A 15,233-nucleotide genomic window follows, 5' to 3' on the forward strand; every position below is an offset into this window, starting at 1 on the left:
GGTCTAATACTACTGCGATACATGCACGTTAACACTTTCGAAAGGCAACTTCGGAGGTTAAAAGGTGGTTCCATCGGCAGCTTCGACAAACCTCTACGGTATGAACAGTAAATTCTAAGCCTTCTGCAACAAATTCGGCGATTTCTTTCTCGCTGCGGGCACTACCCGCGCGCCGGCCCAACACTTCGCCATAGACCCAGCGCGTATTGCGCAGTACAGAGCCGCAAATGGGGCAAGCACGTTTCGAATCAACACCGTGGTGGGTGGCTGCCGCGCGTAGCAAAAAGTCAGCATCGCAGACATCGTCTTGTGCGAGCCGTCCGGCCCGCAGCTCACGAAGGGTTGCTGCGCGTTCCCATTCATGAGACACCTTGTGCTTATACGCCACTTGAGGTGTTATGCCACTCACTTTTTCCGCCTTCATATCATCAACTTTATCGATCCACCTCGCCACGAAGTAGCACTTGAGAGGCCTTCCTCCCTAGGGTTGGGAGTTCAAGGCTTAACCAAAAATTATAATCAAGGAGCACGTTTAGAAAATGGCCTCACAAGTAAAGGTTGCCATCGTTGGCATTGGCAATTGCGCCACTTCCCTTATCCAAGGCGTGGAGTACTACCGCAACGCCGCGGTCGATGAAAAAATTCCCGGCCTCATGCATGCGCAGTTTGGCGACTACCACGTTGGCGATATTGAGTTCGTTGCAGCCTTCGACGTCGATGCAGCCAAGGTAGGCCAGGATCTTTCCGATGCCACCCGCGCATCCCGCAACTGCACCATCACCATTGCTGAGCTGCCACACCTGGGTGTGGAAGTACAGCGCGGTGTCACCTTAGATGGTTTGGGCACACATTACCTGGAAACTATTGAAGAATCTGACGCAGAGCCTGTTGATGTCGTCCAGGCTCTGAAAGATTCCGGCGCAGAGGTCGTAGTGTCCTACCTTCCGGTCGGCTCAGAAGAAGCGGATAAGTTCTACGCCCAGGCTGCTATCGATGCCGGCTGCGCTTTCGTCAATGCCTTGCCAGTCTTTATTGCCTCCGATCCTGAGTGGGCACAAAAATTCACCGACGCTGGCGTTCCTATTGTTGGTGATGACATCAAGTCTCAGGTCGGCGCGACGATTACCCACCGCGTAATGGCCAAGCTCTTTGAAGACCGCGGCGTGCGCCTCGAGCGCACCATGCAGCTCAACGTCGGCGGCAACATGGACTTTAAAAACATGTTGGACCGCAACCGTTTGGAATCCAAGAAGATTTCCAAGACTCAGGCTGTTACCTCCAACTTGAAGGATTCCCCGCTCGCGGGCAAGAAGGAAGACCGCAACGTGCACATCGGCCCGTCCGACTACGTCGAGTGGCTCGATGACCGCAAGTGGGCCTATGTCCGCTTGGAAGGCTCCGCGTTCGGTGAGGTTCCACTGAACCTGGAGTACAAGCTCGAAGTATGGGATTCCCCAAACTCCGCCGGCATCATCATCGACGCGGTGCGCGCGGCGAAGATTGCGCTCGACCGCGGCATCGGCGGACCTATCCTGCCGGCGTCGGCTTATTTGATGAAGTCCCCGCCGCAGCAAATGCCTGACGATGAAGCGCGCGCTGCACTCGAAGCCTTCATCATCGACGCAAACTAGCCTGCAAAACCACGCTTTCGGACACGCTCTCACATGTGTTAGCTCCCGAAAGCGTGGTTTAGCTTTATACAGAAATATTTTAGGGTCCAAAACCTAACGTTTTGGTCAATTAACAACACATCGAGCAAGGTGGGCGGTATCATATTTTTATGACCGAAGCTAATAAAAACTCCCCGTCCAGTCTCGAAGACGCCCTTGAAGTCGCAACGGATATTCAACCGGCGCTTAATAAATTAGTCGTGATTTTTCAGCGCACCACCGAAGGTGGATCGCTTACGACTTCACAGGTCTCGATTATGAACCAGCTCAAAGCTCGCGGCGCAGCGCGCGTTAGCCAGGTCGCGGCCGCTGAGCTTATCCGCATGCCCACGGCATCTAATGCGCTTTATCAATTAGAACAACGCAATCTTATTGAGCGCAGTCGCGATGAAAAAGACCGCCGCGGCGTTATGGTGCAGCTGACGAAGAAGGGCGAAGCCGAACTTCAGCGCGTTAGCAGCGAACGCGCCGAGGCTTTAGCGGAGATTCTGCGGTGGCTAGATGCCGAAGGTTTACAGACAGCACGTGAGGTTTCTGATTTGATTAATCAGCTCGCGGAAATTTATCGCCCTACCCAGGATTCACAGAAATAGTGTCGAATCTCTAAGATGAGGGTGTAGAACGCATCCCTTTGACCTGACGTTGTTTCTTTATGCCGCTGAATTCAGATAATCGCGCTTTTCGCATCCTCATTTCTTGGACGCCGGCTTCCGGCGGCACTGAACCGATCGAGTATGCCGCTTGGCTTGCTCGCACCACAAAAATTGAGGTTCGGGTAGTTTCCGCTTTCGTCCAGCCCTGGCATGAGGTTTCCATGCAGAAATTGGGCGGAAAGTACCATAAATGGTTCGCCCAGGAAGCCAAGGCCTGCAAGCAAGCGGTTAAAAATACTTTGCAGGCAGCAGGGATTGCGCGTGAGCAGTGGAATAAGGACTATTCCGTGCTCATGGATGGTCCTTCCAAACCGCAGCTTTTAACCCAGGCAGCCGAAGACTTCGATGCCGACCTGGTGCTCTTGGGAACCAATCAAGGTGCCGCGAAAGGCCGCTTCGTGGCAGGTTCGACCGCCGATAGCCTTTTGCACTACTCGCCTATTCCCGTAGGCCTTACCCCGCGCGCGGTGAAACTATCCAAGCACGGCGTCACGCGTTTGAATTTTGCGATGACTGAGGAACAAGGCAGCAATGATTTGCCCGCGCTTCTCGATGCCGCCCAGCTCGCCTCCCAATGGAACGTTCCCTTAAGGATCGTCGTCTTCTCTTCGCATGGGCTAGTTGCCGCGCCTATTCATGACAACCTGGACGTTGCTTTGGAGCTGACTTCACAGTGGCGCGAGCATTCTTTGGGACGCCTCGATATCGCACGCGAGAAGGTCGGCGAGCAATTTCCCGATCTAGAAATCCGTACTGAGATTGGTTCTGGAAAGGGATGGCGCGCAGCTGTTGACTCGCTGAAGTGGAAGAAGGGCGATTTAATCTGTTTGGGCTCTACCCCAATGGGCGCTATCGAACGCGTATTTATTGGCTCCCGCGCCACGGAATTGCTGCCGCATCTTTCGGTACCGATCATCGTATGGCCTTCGCGGAAAGCAAGCTAGTAGGCTTAAATGTATGAGCGCTCGTCGGTTTGATTTCACAGGTCCAGATCACCCTGAAAATGATCTGTCCACGGACGCGGACTTTACCAATATGCCGCGGCCGGAACCGCACTCGCTCGATGACTTAGCCGATGAGCCAGACCCGGCGAAAATCGCCGAATTAAACCGCGCCTCCACACGTCAAGCCGTGTGGTTTACCATCATCACGGTCGCGCTGTCTTTCGCAATTGCACTCGGCCTCGTGGTCATTTTCCGCCTGGTGGGCGGCCCAGAGTGTACCGCCGGCGAAGCAGTGTGGTTTTGTTCCAATACTCAGCGCGTCATCTGGATCATTGGCGCCTCAATCGTCCCCATCGTTGGGCTTTTAGCCTCCGGGCTTATTCTGGTTCGCAAACTGCGCAGCTACTTACGCTGGCGCCCCTGGATGGGCGCCTTTTGGATCATGGTTCCACACTGCATGTTCTGGCTGCTGCAAACCCTGCTGGAGCTCTCGAACGTGCTGAACTCCTAGTTCTTTTCAGCAGCGGAGCTCGACGCAGTGTGCTCCGCTGCGGCAAGCTCCGCTGCTACTTGTTGGCAATCCTCACGACCACAGTTGGCCGTCGCGGTGTGCGCAGCGCAGTCATCACACAGCAGCACCTGCTGGCGGCAGGTGTCTTCGTTGACGCAGTTGACGAAGGTATTGGTACCGGCACCGCACTGCACGCAGTGGCCCAGTTGAATGAATCCGGGGTCGTTGACGCCAGCGCCGAATTCATGGTGCATGCGCTTGTCAAAGACGTACATGGAGCCTTCCCACAGGCCCTCGTTGCCATACTTTTCGCCGTAGCGCACGATACCGCCGTCGATTTGGTAGACGTCTTTGAATCCGCGGTTTTTCATCAGCACGGATAGAATCTCGCAGCGAATACCGCCGGTGCAGTAGGAGACAATCGGGCGGTCTTTCATCCAGTCATACTTGCCGGATTCGAGTTCTTTAATGAAATCGTGCGTGGTCTTCACATCGGGCACCACGGCATTTTTAAACTTGCCGATTTCGGCTTCCATCGCGTTGCGGCCATCGAAGAAGACCACGTCATCGCCATGCTTTTCGACGAGCTCGTTGACCTCTTCTGGCTTGAGGTGCACACCGCCGCCGATGACACCGTCTTCGTCGACTTTCAGCTCACCTGGCGCGCCGAAGGCAACGATTTCATCACGGACTTTGACCGACAAGCGTGGGAAGTCCTCGGCATCGCCATCGGACCATTTGAAGGCCATCTTCTTAAAGCCTGGGTATTCCCGAGTTTTGCGTACGTATTTTTTGCACGCTTCCATGTCTCCGCCCACGGTGCCGTTAATACCGTGTTCGGAGATCAAAATACGCCCTTTCAGACCCAGGGATTCGCAGAGGTCGCGTTGCCACAACATGATGGCCTCTGGGTCTTTGAGAGGGGTAAAGCTGTAGTAGAGAAGAATTTTGCCGATGCTCACGGGCATTAGTCTAAACCCGTAATTCCACTTTGTGGAATTACGGTACTTTGAGCTTCAGGTTTTCCTCCCGATAGGAGTTCTCGGTAGATTTCCGGTAGATTTTCCGAAAGGAAAAATCTACCGCTTTTGGTACAGGGCCTTCTTGCGCGCGAAGACTGGGTCGGAGGTTACCAACACGCCGAGATTACGGAAGATGCCTTCGTCGACCGAGCCCAGGATCGTGGTGGTGTGCACGTCGCAACCGCGCAGCTGCTTGATGACATCAAGAGCCCGGCGCGCATTCTCGTCTTTCGCTGCAGACACAGACAGCGCAATCAATACTTCATCGGTGTGCAGTCGCGGGTTCAGCGAGCCTAGGTGCTTGGTCTTGAGAGATTGAATCGGCTCAATGGACTCTGGTGAGAGCAACAAGGTCTCGTCGTCAATACCGGCCAAGTACTTGAGTGCGTTGAGCAGCATCGCTGCGGAACAGCCCAAAAGTTCCGAGGTGCGGCCACGGATGATGGTGCCATCGGCAAGCTCAATGGCAGATGCGGCATCGCCGGTTTCCTCAGCGCGCATGCGTGCGGGTGCCACTACGCGGCGGTCGGTTTCTTTAATGCCAGCTTTGGCCATGACAACAGCGGCGCGCGAAGACCAGACATCATCCAGGCCGGCACGGGCTTCATCGACAAGCGTCTTGAAATAGCGGCGAATGATTTCCTGCTCACTGGCTTTGCGGCAGACTTCATCATCGGTGATGCAAAAGCCCACCATATTGACGCCCATGTCCGTCGGAGACTGATAAGGCACATGCCCGGTCATTTTCTCCAACAGGGCGGACAGCAGCGGGAAGGCTTCGACGTCGCGGTTGTAGTTGACCGCAGATTCACCATGCGCCTTGAGGTGGAAGTGGTCAATGACGTTGGCGTCATTCAAGTCCACGGTCGCAGCCTCATAAGCCAGGTTCACTGGGTGCTCCAGCGGCAGGTTCCACACGGGGAAGGTTTCAAACTTCGCGTAGCCAGCCGTCTTCCCGGAGTTCAGCTCGTGGTAGACCTGCGACAGTGCCGTTGCCAGCTTGCCCGAGCCCGGTCCTGGCGCGGTGACCACCACGAGGTCGCGGGTGACCTCGGCGTATTCATTCTTGCCAAAGCCTTCTTCGGAGACAATGACATCAGTATTGGTGGGATAACCGGCAATCGTGCGGTGCTTCGCAACCTTGAGACCCAATCGGCGCAGGCGCTCAACTACTGCGACTGCCTGCTCATTGCTTTCTTCAAACTGGGTCATCACAACGTGTTCGACCAAAAATCCGCGCTCGCGGAAGATATCAATCAAGCGCAACACATCATCTTCGTACAAGATGCCTAAGTCGGCGCGGACTTTTTGCCGCGCGATATCTTTGGCGTTGATGCACACCAAAATCTCGACATCATCTTTAATGCGCTGAAGCATCGCAATTTTATTGTCCGGCGTGAAGCCTGGTAAAACGCGAGAGGCGTGCATGTCGTCGAAAAGCTTGCCTCCCATTTCTAGGTAGAGCCGGCCTCCGATGTCTGCACGCCTTTTGTTGATGTGTTCGGATTGCAACAAGATGTATTTCTCTCGGTCGAATCCTTGTGCATGCGTCATCTAGTGTGCCTTTCTCGTTCGCGTTCAATCACTGAATGTACCGGAAAAACTTATAAACTATTCAATATGCCTGAAGGACACGTAATTCACCGTTTAGCCCACACGTTTAATCAAGATTTTCGCGGGATGGATTTGCAGGTGTCCTCACCTCAGGGCCGTTTTGCCGCGGAGGCCGAGCAGTTAGATGGGCACCGCTTGGAGCGCGCTGAGGCATGGGGGAAGCATCTTTTCTTGCTTTTCGATGCCCCCTCGCCCTCCCACATCGTCTACATCCACTTAGGGCTTATCGGGCAGTTTTTATTTGAAGACCCGGATACGCTGCGTGGGCAGATTAGGCTGCACATTTCGAATGGCGAGCAAGCGGCGAATTTACGAGGTCCGCAGTGGTGCCGGCTGTTTACGGAAGAAGAGTATGAAGCACAGCTTGCGAAGGTCGGTTGGGATCCGCTGATAGCCGGCACCGATCCGGCACCGCTGCAGGCAAAGGTGCAGCGTTCCAAGCGTGCGATTGGGTCCTTGTTGTTAGACCAGGGACTCTTTGCCGGGGTGGGGAGTATTTATCGGACCGAGGTGTTATTCCGCCAGCAGATTGTGCCGTTTCGCCCGGGCAATGAGCTTTCCGATGCCGAGTTTTCCGCGCTCTGGCAAGACCTCGTGGCATTGATGCAAGATGGCGTGGACGTGGGCCGGATTGATACGGTCGCGCCAGAGCACACCCCTGAGGCGATGGGACGCGATCCCCGCAAGGATGACCACGGTGGTGAAGTCTATGTCTACCGACGCGAGGGCTTGCCGTGTTATGTCTGCGGCACGCCGGTGGTCTCACGCATTATGGAAGGTCGAAAGGTATTTTGGTGCGCGACGTGTCAACGATAGCCCCTGCTTTAAGCCCGGTTTTTAGCCTGGAGGCTGCGCGCGCTGCTGAAGCAGAGCTTCTATCACGCGAAGTAGAGCCCGATGCGCTGATGAAGAAAGCCGCTCATGCCTGCGCGGAAGTCGCCGCCGCGCTGCTCCCAACGCCTGGACTGACAGAGCCTGCCCGCGTCCTTGTGGTCGCCGGGCCCGGCGGCAACGGTGGCGATGGGCTGTTTGCCGGCGCGCATTTAGCTCTCCTGGGTCACACAGTGCACGCCGTTCTAACGGCTGACACCGCGCACGAAACAGCACACACTACTTTCCTTGCAGCTGGCGGACAGGTCGTCCCAGATAAAGATGCATCCGCGCAAAACGCCTCAACGCAAGACGCTTCGACGAACGGAATTTATGACCTAGTAATTGACGCGGTCGCTGGCTTAGGTTCTTCGCGTGAAGCCACCGAGGAAGTAATAGCCCTTATGGCGCGTGGGCAAAAGATCTTGAGCATCGATGCTCCCACGGGCTGTGGAACCCAGCGCAGCGTGATTGCCGATGCCACGATTACCTTTGGACATGCCCGCACTGTGCATGCTGAGCATCCTGAGTGCGGCGAGGTGTTGATTGCGGATATTGGGCTAGCGGAGGTCATCGAAAAGCATGCGCCCGTGGGTTATACCAGCGCTGAGCCCAGCTGCGATAGCAACCTGTGGGAATCGCCGCTGCCTGAAGGTATTGCTCGCCTGGCTGATACCGGTCCCATTCCGCGGCTTATTCCAGGGATTTTTGATAATAAATACACCCACGGTGTCACAGGGATCGCTGCAGGAAGTGAGCAATTCCCAGGTGCTGGCATCATGTGTACCGCAGGTGCATTACATACCACTACTTCGATGGTGCTGACCATCGGCGATATCACGAACTTTCCTGAGGTGGTGCCCGTCAAGGACGTCGCCGCAGCCCGGCGCGTGGATGCCTGGGTGGTGGGCCCTGGCCGCGGGACCGATGATGCTGCGCTTTCTGAGCTCGAAGAAATCCTAGATTCCAAACTCCCGGTGGTTATCGATGCTGATGCCATCACGCTGATTGCCCAGCATCCGCACCTGCGCGAGCGTGTGCGCGGGGCCGTCTTAACTCCGCACGCCGGCGAATTCGCCCGTCTAGGTGGTAAAAGCCAGCAGCAGCTTAGTGATGAGCTTGGCTGCCACATCCTGCTCAAAGGGCGTATCACCACGATTACTTCCCCGCATGAGCTGCCGGTAAGTGTCAATACCGGGAATTCTTTCGCGGCTACCGCAGGTTCTGGCGATGTTCTCGCAGGCGTTATCGGCGCTTTACTCGCCTGGCACTCCGTACATCGCCCCACCCAAGATTCGATGCAACACTCGATGCAGGAAACCCTGCTTTCGGCGGTAGCTATTCACGCGCATGCTGCAGCGCTGTCAGCCAAACAGCCGGAAGGTTATGCGCCAACGACAGCAATGGCGATAGCCACGGCACTAAGCCGAGCTATCGCCAAGTTAAACACCCGTTAAGCTTTGCGGATCTAGTGGGTTGCTAACGAGTGCTACACCCCTGCGTTCGCGACGCGTGCGTCGCTAACGCGCCCGTCGCGGACTTCGACGGCTTGGTCGACGTAGTCCAGCAGGCGACGGTCGTGGGTGACCATCACGGTGGCCGTGTTCATCTCACGGGTAAGTTTCGCAATCAGCGCCATGATCTCCTGGGACAAAGAGGAGTCCAGGGCGGAGGTGGGCTCATCGGCAAGCAACAGCGCTGGCTCGGCCATCAAAGCGCGCGCGATATTCACGCGCTGGCGCTGACCACCGGAAAGCTGCGCCATGCGGCGACTACCCAGGTTGGCCAGACCAACCTGCTCAAGCAGCTCATCGGCACGCTGCGGGCGCATGCGCACCCCGCGGATGTGGTCCATAATCAGCAGCTGTTCGCGCACCGTCAACGATGCCAAGAGGTTAGCTTGCTGGAAAATCACGCCGATATTCTCACGGCGCACCTTGGAACGGGTCTTATCATCCGCGCCGGTCAAATCAATGCCGGCGACTTCTACGCGGCCAGAGGTCGGGACAACCAGGCCAGCGGCAACGGAGAGCAGGGTGGATTTACCGGAGCCGGATTCACCGATAATGGCGGTCAGCTCACCGGGCTTGGCGGATAAATCAGCCTTGTCCAATGCGGTGACGGTGGATTCTCCATCGGGGTAGACCACGGTGGCCTGCGAAATTTCGAGTGCGTGAGTGTTGTTGTTCATGTTAAGCATTTCCTCCGAGAGCAATCATTGGGTCAGTTTGAGATACCTTGCGGGTAGCAAGCAGCGCGCCAAGTAGTCCCAGCAGCCAGATGCCAACGGTGGGAACAACCACAGTGGCAGCGCTTAGTTCAAAGGGCAGGACACCAGAGGCAAGGGCACCAAGTCCCCAGCCGATAAGACCGCCAAGGCCTGCGCCGATGGTCAAAATGACTGCGGCTTGGCTCAGGGAGTCTTTGAGCAAGTAGTTTCCGGATGCGCCCAATGCGCGCAGAATCGACAAGTCGCGGGTGCGTTGGATGGTCCACACGGTCAAGAAGGCCACGGTCACAAGAGCAGAGATGACGTAGAGGAAACCCTGCATGGTCAACAAGGAGCCTTGCTCCGAGGAGTAGGAGGCAAGTCCTGCGAAGGCTTCTTTGAGGGAGACTGCATCCGCGTCGTCAGCATCGGTAAGCAGCACGGTGCCGCGCACATCGGCCGGCGCGTGGGTGATATCAGCCCAGTTAGAAAGGCTGGTCCACACTACAGGTGAGTGGGAGTAGTACCAGTCAGGCACAATCGCAGTAATTTCTTGGGATTGTCCGGCCAAGGTGACTTCCTCGCCTAAAGCAAGCTCTAGTTCCTCGGCGGTGGTCTCAGCAATGGCAATGCCCTCACCGATGGTTTCCTCCGTGCCGGGGATGGCGCTGCCTTCGGCCAGGCCGAAAATGCCCACGCCTGCGGCGGTGTCATTGGCTTCCATGCGAGTTTGCCCCACACCCAGTGCGGTGGCGTTGTCATGCGCGCGAATGTCATCGGTAGTAATGGCGGATTCGGTAAAGGAAGGCTCCTCCGAGCTAAAGACCACGCCGGCTGGGTCAAGGGCCTCAAGCGCTGAGGTATTTTGCTTCCCCAGCCCGCCGGTTAGGCCGGAGAGCATAACTAGTAGGAGTGTGATCATCCCGACGACGCCGGTCATTAGCGCGAACCGGCCGCGGGCGTACGCGATATCTCGAAGACTTAAGAACATGACTTCTATTGTGGTTTGCGCAGGTCACGTTGTAATCGGGTCGCTGGTTGGTTTGCTAATCAACCGTCTGGTTGATTCCTTGTCCCCTATTTGTCACGCTAGCCTTGATGCGTGAGTACTTCGAATTTTTCCTCGCTGGTACGCGTGCTTGATGCGTTGCGGGTGGGCTTGCACATCATGTTTGCCTTTTTATTGGGTTTCGGTGTGCTTCGCTCGCTTTTCGATGCCCCGCATAGCGCCGCCGTCCCTCTCTTTTCCGTGTTGATGGCTGGGTTGTATGTGTACGGCACGGTCTTAGAGCGGCATCGCGCGCGGGCGCAGGTGGAAATTTCAAACGGCGCCAAATATGCGTGGCTGACAGGCATTTTGGTGCTGTGGTTAATGTTGCTGACGCATTCGCAGGACTTTTTATGGTTGGAATTTCCACTGGTGCTTTTGACCTTGCATATCGCAGCGCTGGTGCCGGCGCTTTTGATCTCACTGGGGTTGTGGCTGGTCGCAGCGTTTGTGCCTTTATGGCTGCATCCTGATACCTGGGGTGTGGCATCTGCTGTGGGACCGTTGATTGGCACGGTCTTTGCCATCGCCATTTTCTTTGCCTATCGCGCGCTGCATGCGGAAATTGAGCACCACCGGGCCATCGCCAAGCAGCTGCGTGCCACGCAAGAAGAACTAGCGGCGAGTGAGCATCAAGCGGGCCGGTTGGAGGAGCGCGAAAGGCTCTCGCGCGAGATTCATGACACCGTAGCGCAGGGTTTAAGTTCGATTGTGTTGTTGGCGCGCGCGGCCAAAAGTAGTGCGGATCCGAGTTCGCAATTAGCCACGATTGAATCGGTCGCGGCAGATAATTTGGCTGAGGCACGGCGGTTTGTGCGCGATTTGGCATCACCAGATGTGCAGCAGTCTTTGCCGGAAGCTTTACGTTCCACGGTCGCACGCATGCGCGACCGGGGCGCAGGTTTGGGGGAAGACACGGAGTTCCGTCTAGAGTTTGCCGGGGATACCACCACGGCTATTCCCCAGCCGATTGCCGCAGCTGCATTGCGGTGTACCCAAGAAGGGCTGTCGAACGTCGTCAAGCACGCCCATGCCTCTACTGTGGTGGTGACCTTAGGTATCTTTGCGGATGCTTTAACCATTGACATTGTTGATGATGGCGTCGGCATGGATACTGCTGCTGCCTCGAACTCCACCTCTAGCTCGAGCTTTGGCCTGAGTGGTTTGCAGCAGCGCATTGCATCTTTAGGTGGCACGATGAGTGTGGAGTCACAACCTAACGGTGGCACTGCATTAGCAGCCCGGTTACCGCTAACTAGTGAAAGAGAGGACCGCGATGAGCATTAAAGTCATGCTGATTGATGACCACCCCGTAGTGCGTGCGGGTCTGCGCGCTATCTTGGATTCTTTTAGCGATATCGAAGTGGTCGCTGAAGGCTCCAGCGGCGCGGCCGTCGATAGGCTTTTTGCACCGGAATCGCTCGCTGTCGATGTCGTGGTCTGCGATATTCAGATGCCAGGCGTTGATGGCATCTCCGCGACCCGGCGCGTGCGCGATAATGACGGGCCACCGGTGCTGATTTTGACGACTTATGACACCGAGGCCGATATTATTGCCGCGGTGGAAGCTGGGGCTTTGGGTTATTTGCTGAAAGATTCCCCAGAGCAAGTGCTTCACGATGCCGTCGTCGCCACCGTTGAAGGGCGCCGCACTTTATCGCCCGAGGTCGCAGGACTTTTGGCAGAGCGTGTGGGCAGGCCGCAGCAAGCGCTCTCTGCTCGCGAGATTGAAATCTTGCAGGCTTTGGCCACCGGCGCTTCGAATAAGACCTTGGCGCAGCAATTATTTATCTCCGAGGCAACGGTGAAAACGCACCTGATCCACGTCTATCAAAAGCTCGGCGTGGATAATCGCACGGCTGCGGTCACGGTCGCGCGCGAACGCAAGCTGATTTAACTTGGGTCCCAGCTTTGCTGGGCGCGCGGGAGCAAAAGGGGTTAAAGTGGCCTTACATGAGTGTTTCCCAGAATTTGCTAAGCATCGGGGGCAGCATCACTAATGCCCTAGGGTCATTAATCCAGCAGCGTAGCGTTGACGCGGAAGAAATCGTTCCGGTCGGGTGGCACCGCCACCAGCAGGGCGTAGAGACACTCACGAAGAGCTTCGCAGCGGTACCTGACGGGCAGCGCGTGCGGTTGGCGAAGAAAACATCGAACCTCTTTCGCGGTCGCACTGGCGAGTCGGCGGGCTTAGATGTCAGCGGCTTGAACGGGGTCATCGAAGTAGATCCGGTGGAGCGCACCGCACAAGTACAAGGCATGTGCACCTATGAGGATTTAGTCGATGCGACATTGCCGCATAAGCTTGCGCCTTTTGTCATTCCGCAGTTAAAGACCATCACCTTAGGTGGTGCGGTAACCGGCATGGGTGTGGAGTCCACATCTTTTCGCAATGGCCTGCCGCATGAATCAGTGCTGGAGATGGTTATTCTCACCGGCACGGGTGAGATCGTGACGTGTTCGCGGGAGAAGAACGTAGATTTATTCCGCGCTTTCCCGAACTCTTATGGTTCTTTGGGCTATGCCGTGCGGTTAAAAATTGAGCTGGAAGAAGTCACGGACTTCATCGAGTTAAACCACGTGCGCTTTCATGATTTAGAAACCTATGAAGATGCCGTTGCGCATTACGTTGAGAGCCAGGAATTTGATGGCCAGCCGCTGCACGGGATAGATGGCGTATCTTTTTCGCCGGAAGAATCCTATCTGGTGCTCGCGTGCATTTGGCGCGCAGCAGCCCAGTATCCGCAAGTTGTGGCCGCGTGAGCTGCGGCGCAGCTCTTTTTACTGGAAGTTGATCGGCATCGATCGCAAATACGATGTCGAGCACAGGTTGATTAATAAGCGCAAGGGCGAACCGCACCGCGAACGCGTAGTCCAAGACATTGAAGTCACCGTCAACCACATCGCTGACTGGCTGATGTGGTTCTTTGGCGCGTGCGATATTCAGCCGGTGTGGTTGTGCCCGATTAAGCTAAGGGCATCGTCAGCCGGGCTAGTTGGCACAGGCGAAACAACCAAAGATGCCAACGTACCGTGGCCTTTGTATCCGCTTGATACGAACACCACGTGGATTAACTTCGGGTTTTGGTCCGCGGTGCCCGGTGACCACGTCTCCGCGGATGCGCAGCCGGGGGCGTTTAACCGGGTCATTGAAAAGCAAGTATCCGCACTTGGCGGGCACAAGTCTTTGTACTCCGAGGCCTTTTATAGCCGTGAGGAATTCGAAAAGCTCTACGGCGGGACCTTGCCGCACCAGCTCAAGGACATCTACGACCCACACCAGCGCTTTCCTGGCCTGTATGAAAAGACCGTCAGCGGTCAATAACTACAAAACAACACTAAATATCGAGCACAAGAAAGTAGATCTTAACGATGAGTACTGCATTTGAACCCATGACTGTCGGGGAAATTATTGACGCTTTCATCGACGGCCATAACCCCTTTTATTGGAAAGCCTTCGACGGCTCCACCTCTGGTTCACCTGAGTCAAAGTACACGGTGAACATTAACTCGGCAGAGGGTTTGTCTTATATCGTGACGGCACCTGGCGATGTTGGGCTGGCGCGCGCTTTTGTCACCGAGGGACTTACGGTAGAAGGTGAGCATCTTGCGCACCCTTATGGCATCTTTGACGCCCTGCGTGAGCTGAACGGCAAGACGCGGACCCCAGATTTTGCGACGATGGCGAAGATTTTGCGTTCTTTGGGCTCGATGGGCGCTATCCAGGTGCAGCCGGTGCCGAAGGTAGAGCGTGCCTCCTGGATTGAGCGCACCATTCGCAGCGGCTTATCGCGGCACTCTAAAGAGCGCGACGCGGATGTTATCTCCGACCATTACGATGTCGGCAATGATTTCTATGAACTGTTCTTAGGCAAAGCGATGACTTATACCTGCGCCTACTACCCCACGGAAGACGCCAGCTTGGACGAAGCGCAGGAAAATAAGTACCGCCTGGTATTTGAAAAGCTCAACTTAAAGCCCGGCAATACGCACTTGGATGTCGGCTGCGGCTGGGGTGGCATGGTGCGCTACGCTGCACGTCACGGGGTGAAGTCGCTCGGTGTGACGCTCTCGCGCGAGCAAGCTAATTGGGCGCAGGCAAAGATTAAAGAAGAAGGCCTCGAGGACTTAGCGGAAGTGCGCTTTTTGGACTACCGCGATGTGCAAGAATCCGGCTTCGACGGCATTTCCGCCATTGGCTTGTTAGAGCACATTGGCGTGGATAACTACCAGGCCTTCTTTGAGTTTATGCACGACAAGCTGCATGAAGGCGGAGTGATGCTCAACCACTGCATCACATACCCGGATAATCACAAGACGGCCAAGGGGACGTTTATTGACCGCTATATCTTCCCCGATGGTGAGTTATCTGGCTCCGGCACGATCACTAGGTCGATGCAAGATATTGGTTTCGAGATAGTCCACACCGAATCTTTGCGCTTTGATTACATGCGCACGCTGCGCGATTGGTGTGAGAACTTGAAGGGCAACTGGGATCAGGCCGTGGCACTGGTTGGCCTGCCTACCGCCAAGCTGTGGGGAATGTACATGGCAGGTTCTGAGTGGGGCTTTGAGCACAACGTGGTCAATCTTTATCAGTTCGTCGGCATCAAGCTTGACGAGGAAGGCGGCCGCGCTGGCCTGCCCGAGCGCCGCTGGTGGAGCGATTCCATCTTCTAAGTATCACGTTTA

The 15,233-nt window shown here is 55.9% G+C and carries 14 protein-coding genes and 1 pseudogene; 10 read left to right on the top strand and 5 right to left on the bottom strand.

What is annotated here, in order from left to right:
- Positions 1-28: 28 nt before the first annotated feature.
- A complete protein-coding gene (locus C5Y44_RS12015) occupies positions 29-424 on the bottom strand; it encodes a DUF5318 family protein (RefSeq protein WP_199186056.1) in 396 nt (131 codons plus the stop codon).
- Positions 425-539: 115 nt separating this feature from the next.
- Between C5Y44_RS12015 and C5Y44_RS12020 the strand changes: the two genes are divergently transcribed.
- The 4 genes from C5Y44_RS12020 to C5Y44_RS12035 all read left to right on the top strand — a co-directional run bounded on the left by C5Y44_RS12020 (position 540) and on the right by C5Y44_RS12035 (position 3,778).
- Positions 540-1,631, top strand: a complete 1,092-nt coding sequence (locus C5Y44_RS12020) for an inositol-3-phosphate synthase (protein WP_105325149.1) — start codon at positions 540-542, stop codon at positions 1,629-1,631.
- 149 nt (positions 1,632-1,780) lie between these two features.
- The gene (locus C5Y44_RS12025) at positions 1,781-2,263 is read left to right on the top strand and encodes a MarR family winged helix-turn-helix transcriptional regulator (protein WP_105325150.1); all 483 of its coding nucleotides are present in this window, start codon (positions 1,781-1,783) and stop codon (positions 2,261-2,263) included.
- A gap of 59 nt (positions 2,264-2,322) precedes the next feature.
- Complete coding sequence (locus tag C5Y44_RS12030) at positions 2,323-3,267, top strand: universal stress protein (RefSeq protein ID WP_105325151.1); 945 nt, start codon at positions 2,323-2,325, stop codon at positions 3,265-3,267.
- Positions 3,268-3,280: 13 nt separating this feature from the next.
- A complete protein-coding gene (locus tag C5Y44_RS12035) occupies positions 3,281-3,778 on the top strand; it encodes a hypothetical protein (protein WP_105325152.1) in 498 nt (165 codons plus the stop codon).
- Here the strand turns inward: C5Y44_RS12035 and C5Y44_RS12040 are convergent.
- Both C5Y44_RS12040 and C5Y44_RS12045 read right to left on the bottom strand, forming a co-directional pair.
- Complete coding sequence (locus C5Y44_RS12040) at positions 3,775-4,740, bottom strand: rhodanese-related sulfurtransferase (RefSeq protein ID WP_105325212.1); 966 nt, start codon at positions 4,738-4,740, stop codon at positions 3,775-3,777. The genes C5Y44_RS12035 and C5Y44_RS12040 overlap by 4 nt on opposite strands.
- A gap of 117 nt (positions 4,741-4,857) precedes the next feature.
- Positions 4,858-6,354 carry a DUF1846 domain-containing protein gene (locus C5Y44_RS12045; RefSeq protein WP_066841190.1) on the bottom strand — a complete coding sequence of 499 codons (1,497 nt, stop codon included), beginning with the start codon at positions 6,352-6,354 and terminating at the stop codon, positions 4,858-4,860.
- Positions 6,355-6,420: 66 nt separating this feature from the next.
- Here C5Y44_RS12045 and C5Y44_RS12050 point away from each other — a divergent pair, with 66 nt between their 5' ends.
- Together C5Y44_RS12050 and C5Y44_RS12055 are read left to right on the top strand one after the other, a co-directional pair.
- Positions 6,421-7,230, top strand: coding sequence for an Fpg/Nei family DNA glycosylase (locus C5Y44_RS12050; RefSeq protein WP_105325153.1), 810 nt, complete (start codon positions 6,421-6,423; stop codon positions 7,228-7,230).
- Positions 7,218-8,741 carry a bifunctional ADP-dependent NAD(P)H-hydrate dehydratase/NAD(P)H-hydrate epimerase gene (locus C5Y44_RS12055; protein ID WP_233189976.1) on the top strand — a complete coding sequence of 508 codons (1,524 nt, stop codon included), beginning with the start codon at positions 7,218-7,220 and terminating at the stop codon, positions 8,739-8,741. Before C5Y44_RS12050 ends, C5Y44_RS12055 begins: the two co-directional genes overlap by 13 nt.
- 32 nt (positions 8,742-8,773) lie before the next feature.
- Here C5Y44_RS12055 and C5Y44_RS12060 read toward each other — a convergent pair whose 3' ends face one another.
- Both C5Y44_RS12060 and C5Y44_RS12065 read right to left on the bottom strand, forming a co-directional pair.
- Positions 8,774-9,484: an ABC transporter ATP-binding protein gene (locus C5Y44_RS12060; RefSeq protein WP_105325155.1), complete on the bottom strand. Its 711-nt coding sequence runs from the start codon at positions 9,482-9,484 to the stop codon at positions 8,774-8,776.
- The gene (locus tag C5Y44_RS12065; RefSeq protein ID WP_105325156.1) at positions 9,477-10,484 is read right to left on the bottom strand and encodes an FtsX-like permease family protein; all 1,008 of its coding nucleotides are present in this window, start codon (positions 10,482-10,484) and stop codon (positions 9,477-9,479) included. Before C5Y44_RS12065 ends, C5Y44_RS12060 begins: the two co-directional genes overlap by 8 nt.
- Positions 10,485-10,661: 177 nt before the next feature.
- On the opposite strand from C5Y44_RS12065, the gene C5Y44_RS12070 reads away from it, so the two are divergent.
- From C5Y44_RS12070 to C5Y44_RS12085, 4 genes and pseudogenes are all read left to right on the top strand, one after another.
- Positions 10,662-11,828, top strand: coding sequence for a sensor histidine kinase (locus C5Y44_RS12070; protein ID WP_105325213.1), 1,167 nt, complete (start codon positions 10,662-10,664; stop codon positions 11,826-11,828).
- Positions 11,818-12,438 carry a response regulator transcription factor gene (locus tag C5Y44_RS12075; protein WP_105325157.1) on the top strand — a complete coding sequence of 207 codons (621 nt, stop codon included), beginning with the start codon at positions 11,818-11,820 and terminating at the stop codon, positions 12,436-12,438. Before C5Y44_RS12070 ends, C5Y44_RS12075 begins: the two co-directional genes overlap by 11 nt.
- Before the next feature lie 56 nt (positions 12,439-12,494).
- Positions 12,495-13,866, top strand: a pseudogene (locus C5Y44_RS12080) (FAD-binding oxidoreductase).
- A 47-nt stretch (positions 13,867-13,913) separates the two neighbouring features.
- Positions 13,914-15,221, top strand: a complete 1,308-nt coding sequence (locus C5Y44_RS12085) for a class I SAM-dependent methyltransferase (protein ID WP_105325158.1) — start codon at positions 13,914-13,916, stop codon at positions 15,219-15,221.
- Positions 15,222-15,233: the final 12 nt, after the last annotated feature.

Source organism: Corynebacterium sp. J010B-136, assembly GCF_002967075.1.
In the GTDB taxonomy this organism is placed as follows: Bacteria; Actinomycetota; Actinomycetes; order Mycobacteriales; family Mycobacteriaceae; genus Corynebacterium.

Coding starts and splice junctions, on each gene's coding strand:
- C5Y44_RS12085 (WP_105325158.1), top strand. CDS start 13,914: ATGAGTACTGCATTTGAACCCATGACTGTCGGGGAAATTATTGACGCT.
- C5Y44_RS12025 (WP_105325150.1), top strand. CDS start 1,781: ATGACCGAAGCTAATAAAAACTCCCCGTCCAGTCTCGAAGACGCCCTT.
- C5Y44_RS12030 (WP_105325151.1), top strand. CDS start 2,323: ATGCCGCTGAATTCAGATAATCGCGCTTTTCGCATCCTCATTTCTTGG.
- C5Y44_RS12075 (WP_105325157.1), top strand. CDS start 11,818: ATGAGCATTAAAGTCATGCTGATTGATGACCACCCCGTAGTGCGTGCG.
- C5Y44_RS12015 (WP_199186056.1), bottom strand. CDS start 424: ATGAAGGCGGAAAAAGTGAGTGGCATAACACCTCAAGTGGCGTATAAG.
- C5Y44_RS12065 (WP_105325156.1), bottom strand. CDS start 10,484: ATGTTCTTAAGTCTTCGAGATATCGCGTACGCCCGCGGCCGGTTCGCG.
- C5Y44_RS12050 (WP_105325153.1), top strand. CDS start 6,421: ATGCCTGAAGGACACGTAATTCACCGTTTAGCCCACACGTTTAATCAA.
- C5Y44_RS12035 (WP_105325152.1), top strand. CDS start 3,281: ATGAGCGCTCGTCGGTTTGATTTCACAGGTCCAGATCACCCTGAAAAT.
- C5Y44_RS12020 (WP_105325149.1), top strand. CDS start 540: ATGGCCTCACAAGTAAAGGTTGCCATCGTTGGCATTGGCAATTGCGCC.
- C5Y44_RS12060 (WP_105325155.1), bottom strand. CDS start 9,484: ATGCTTAACATGAACAACAACACTCACGCACTCGAAATTTCGCAGGCC.
- C5Y44_RS12070 (WP_105325213.1), top strand. CDS start 10,662: ATGTTTGCCTTTTTATTGGGTTTCGGTGTGCTTCGCTCGCTTTTCGAT.
- C5Y44_RS12045 (WP_066841190.1), bottom strand. CDS start 6,354: ATGACGCATGCACAAGGATTCGACCGAGAGAAATACATCTTGTTGCAA.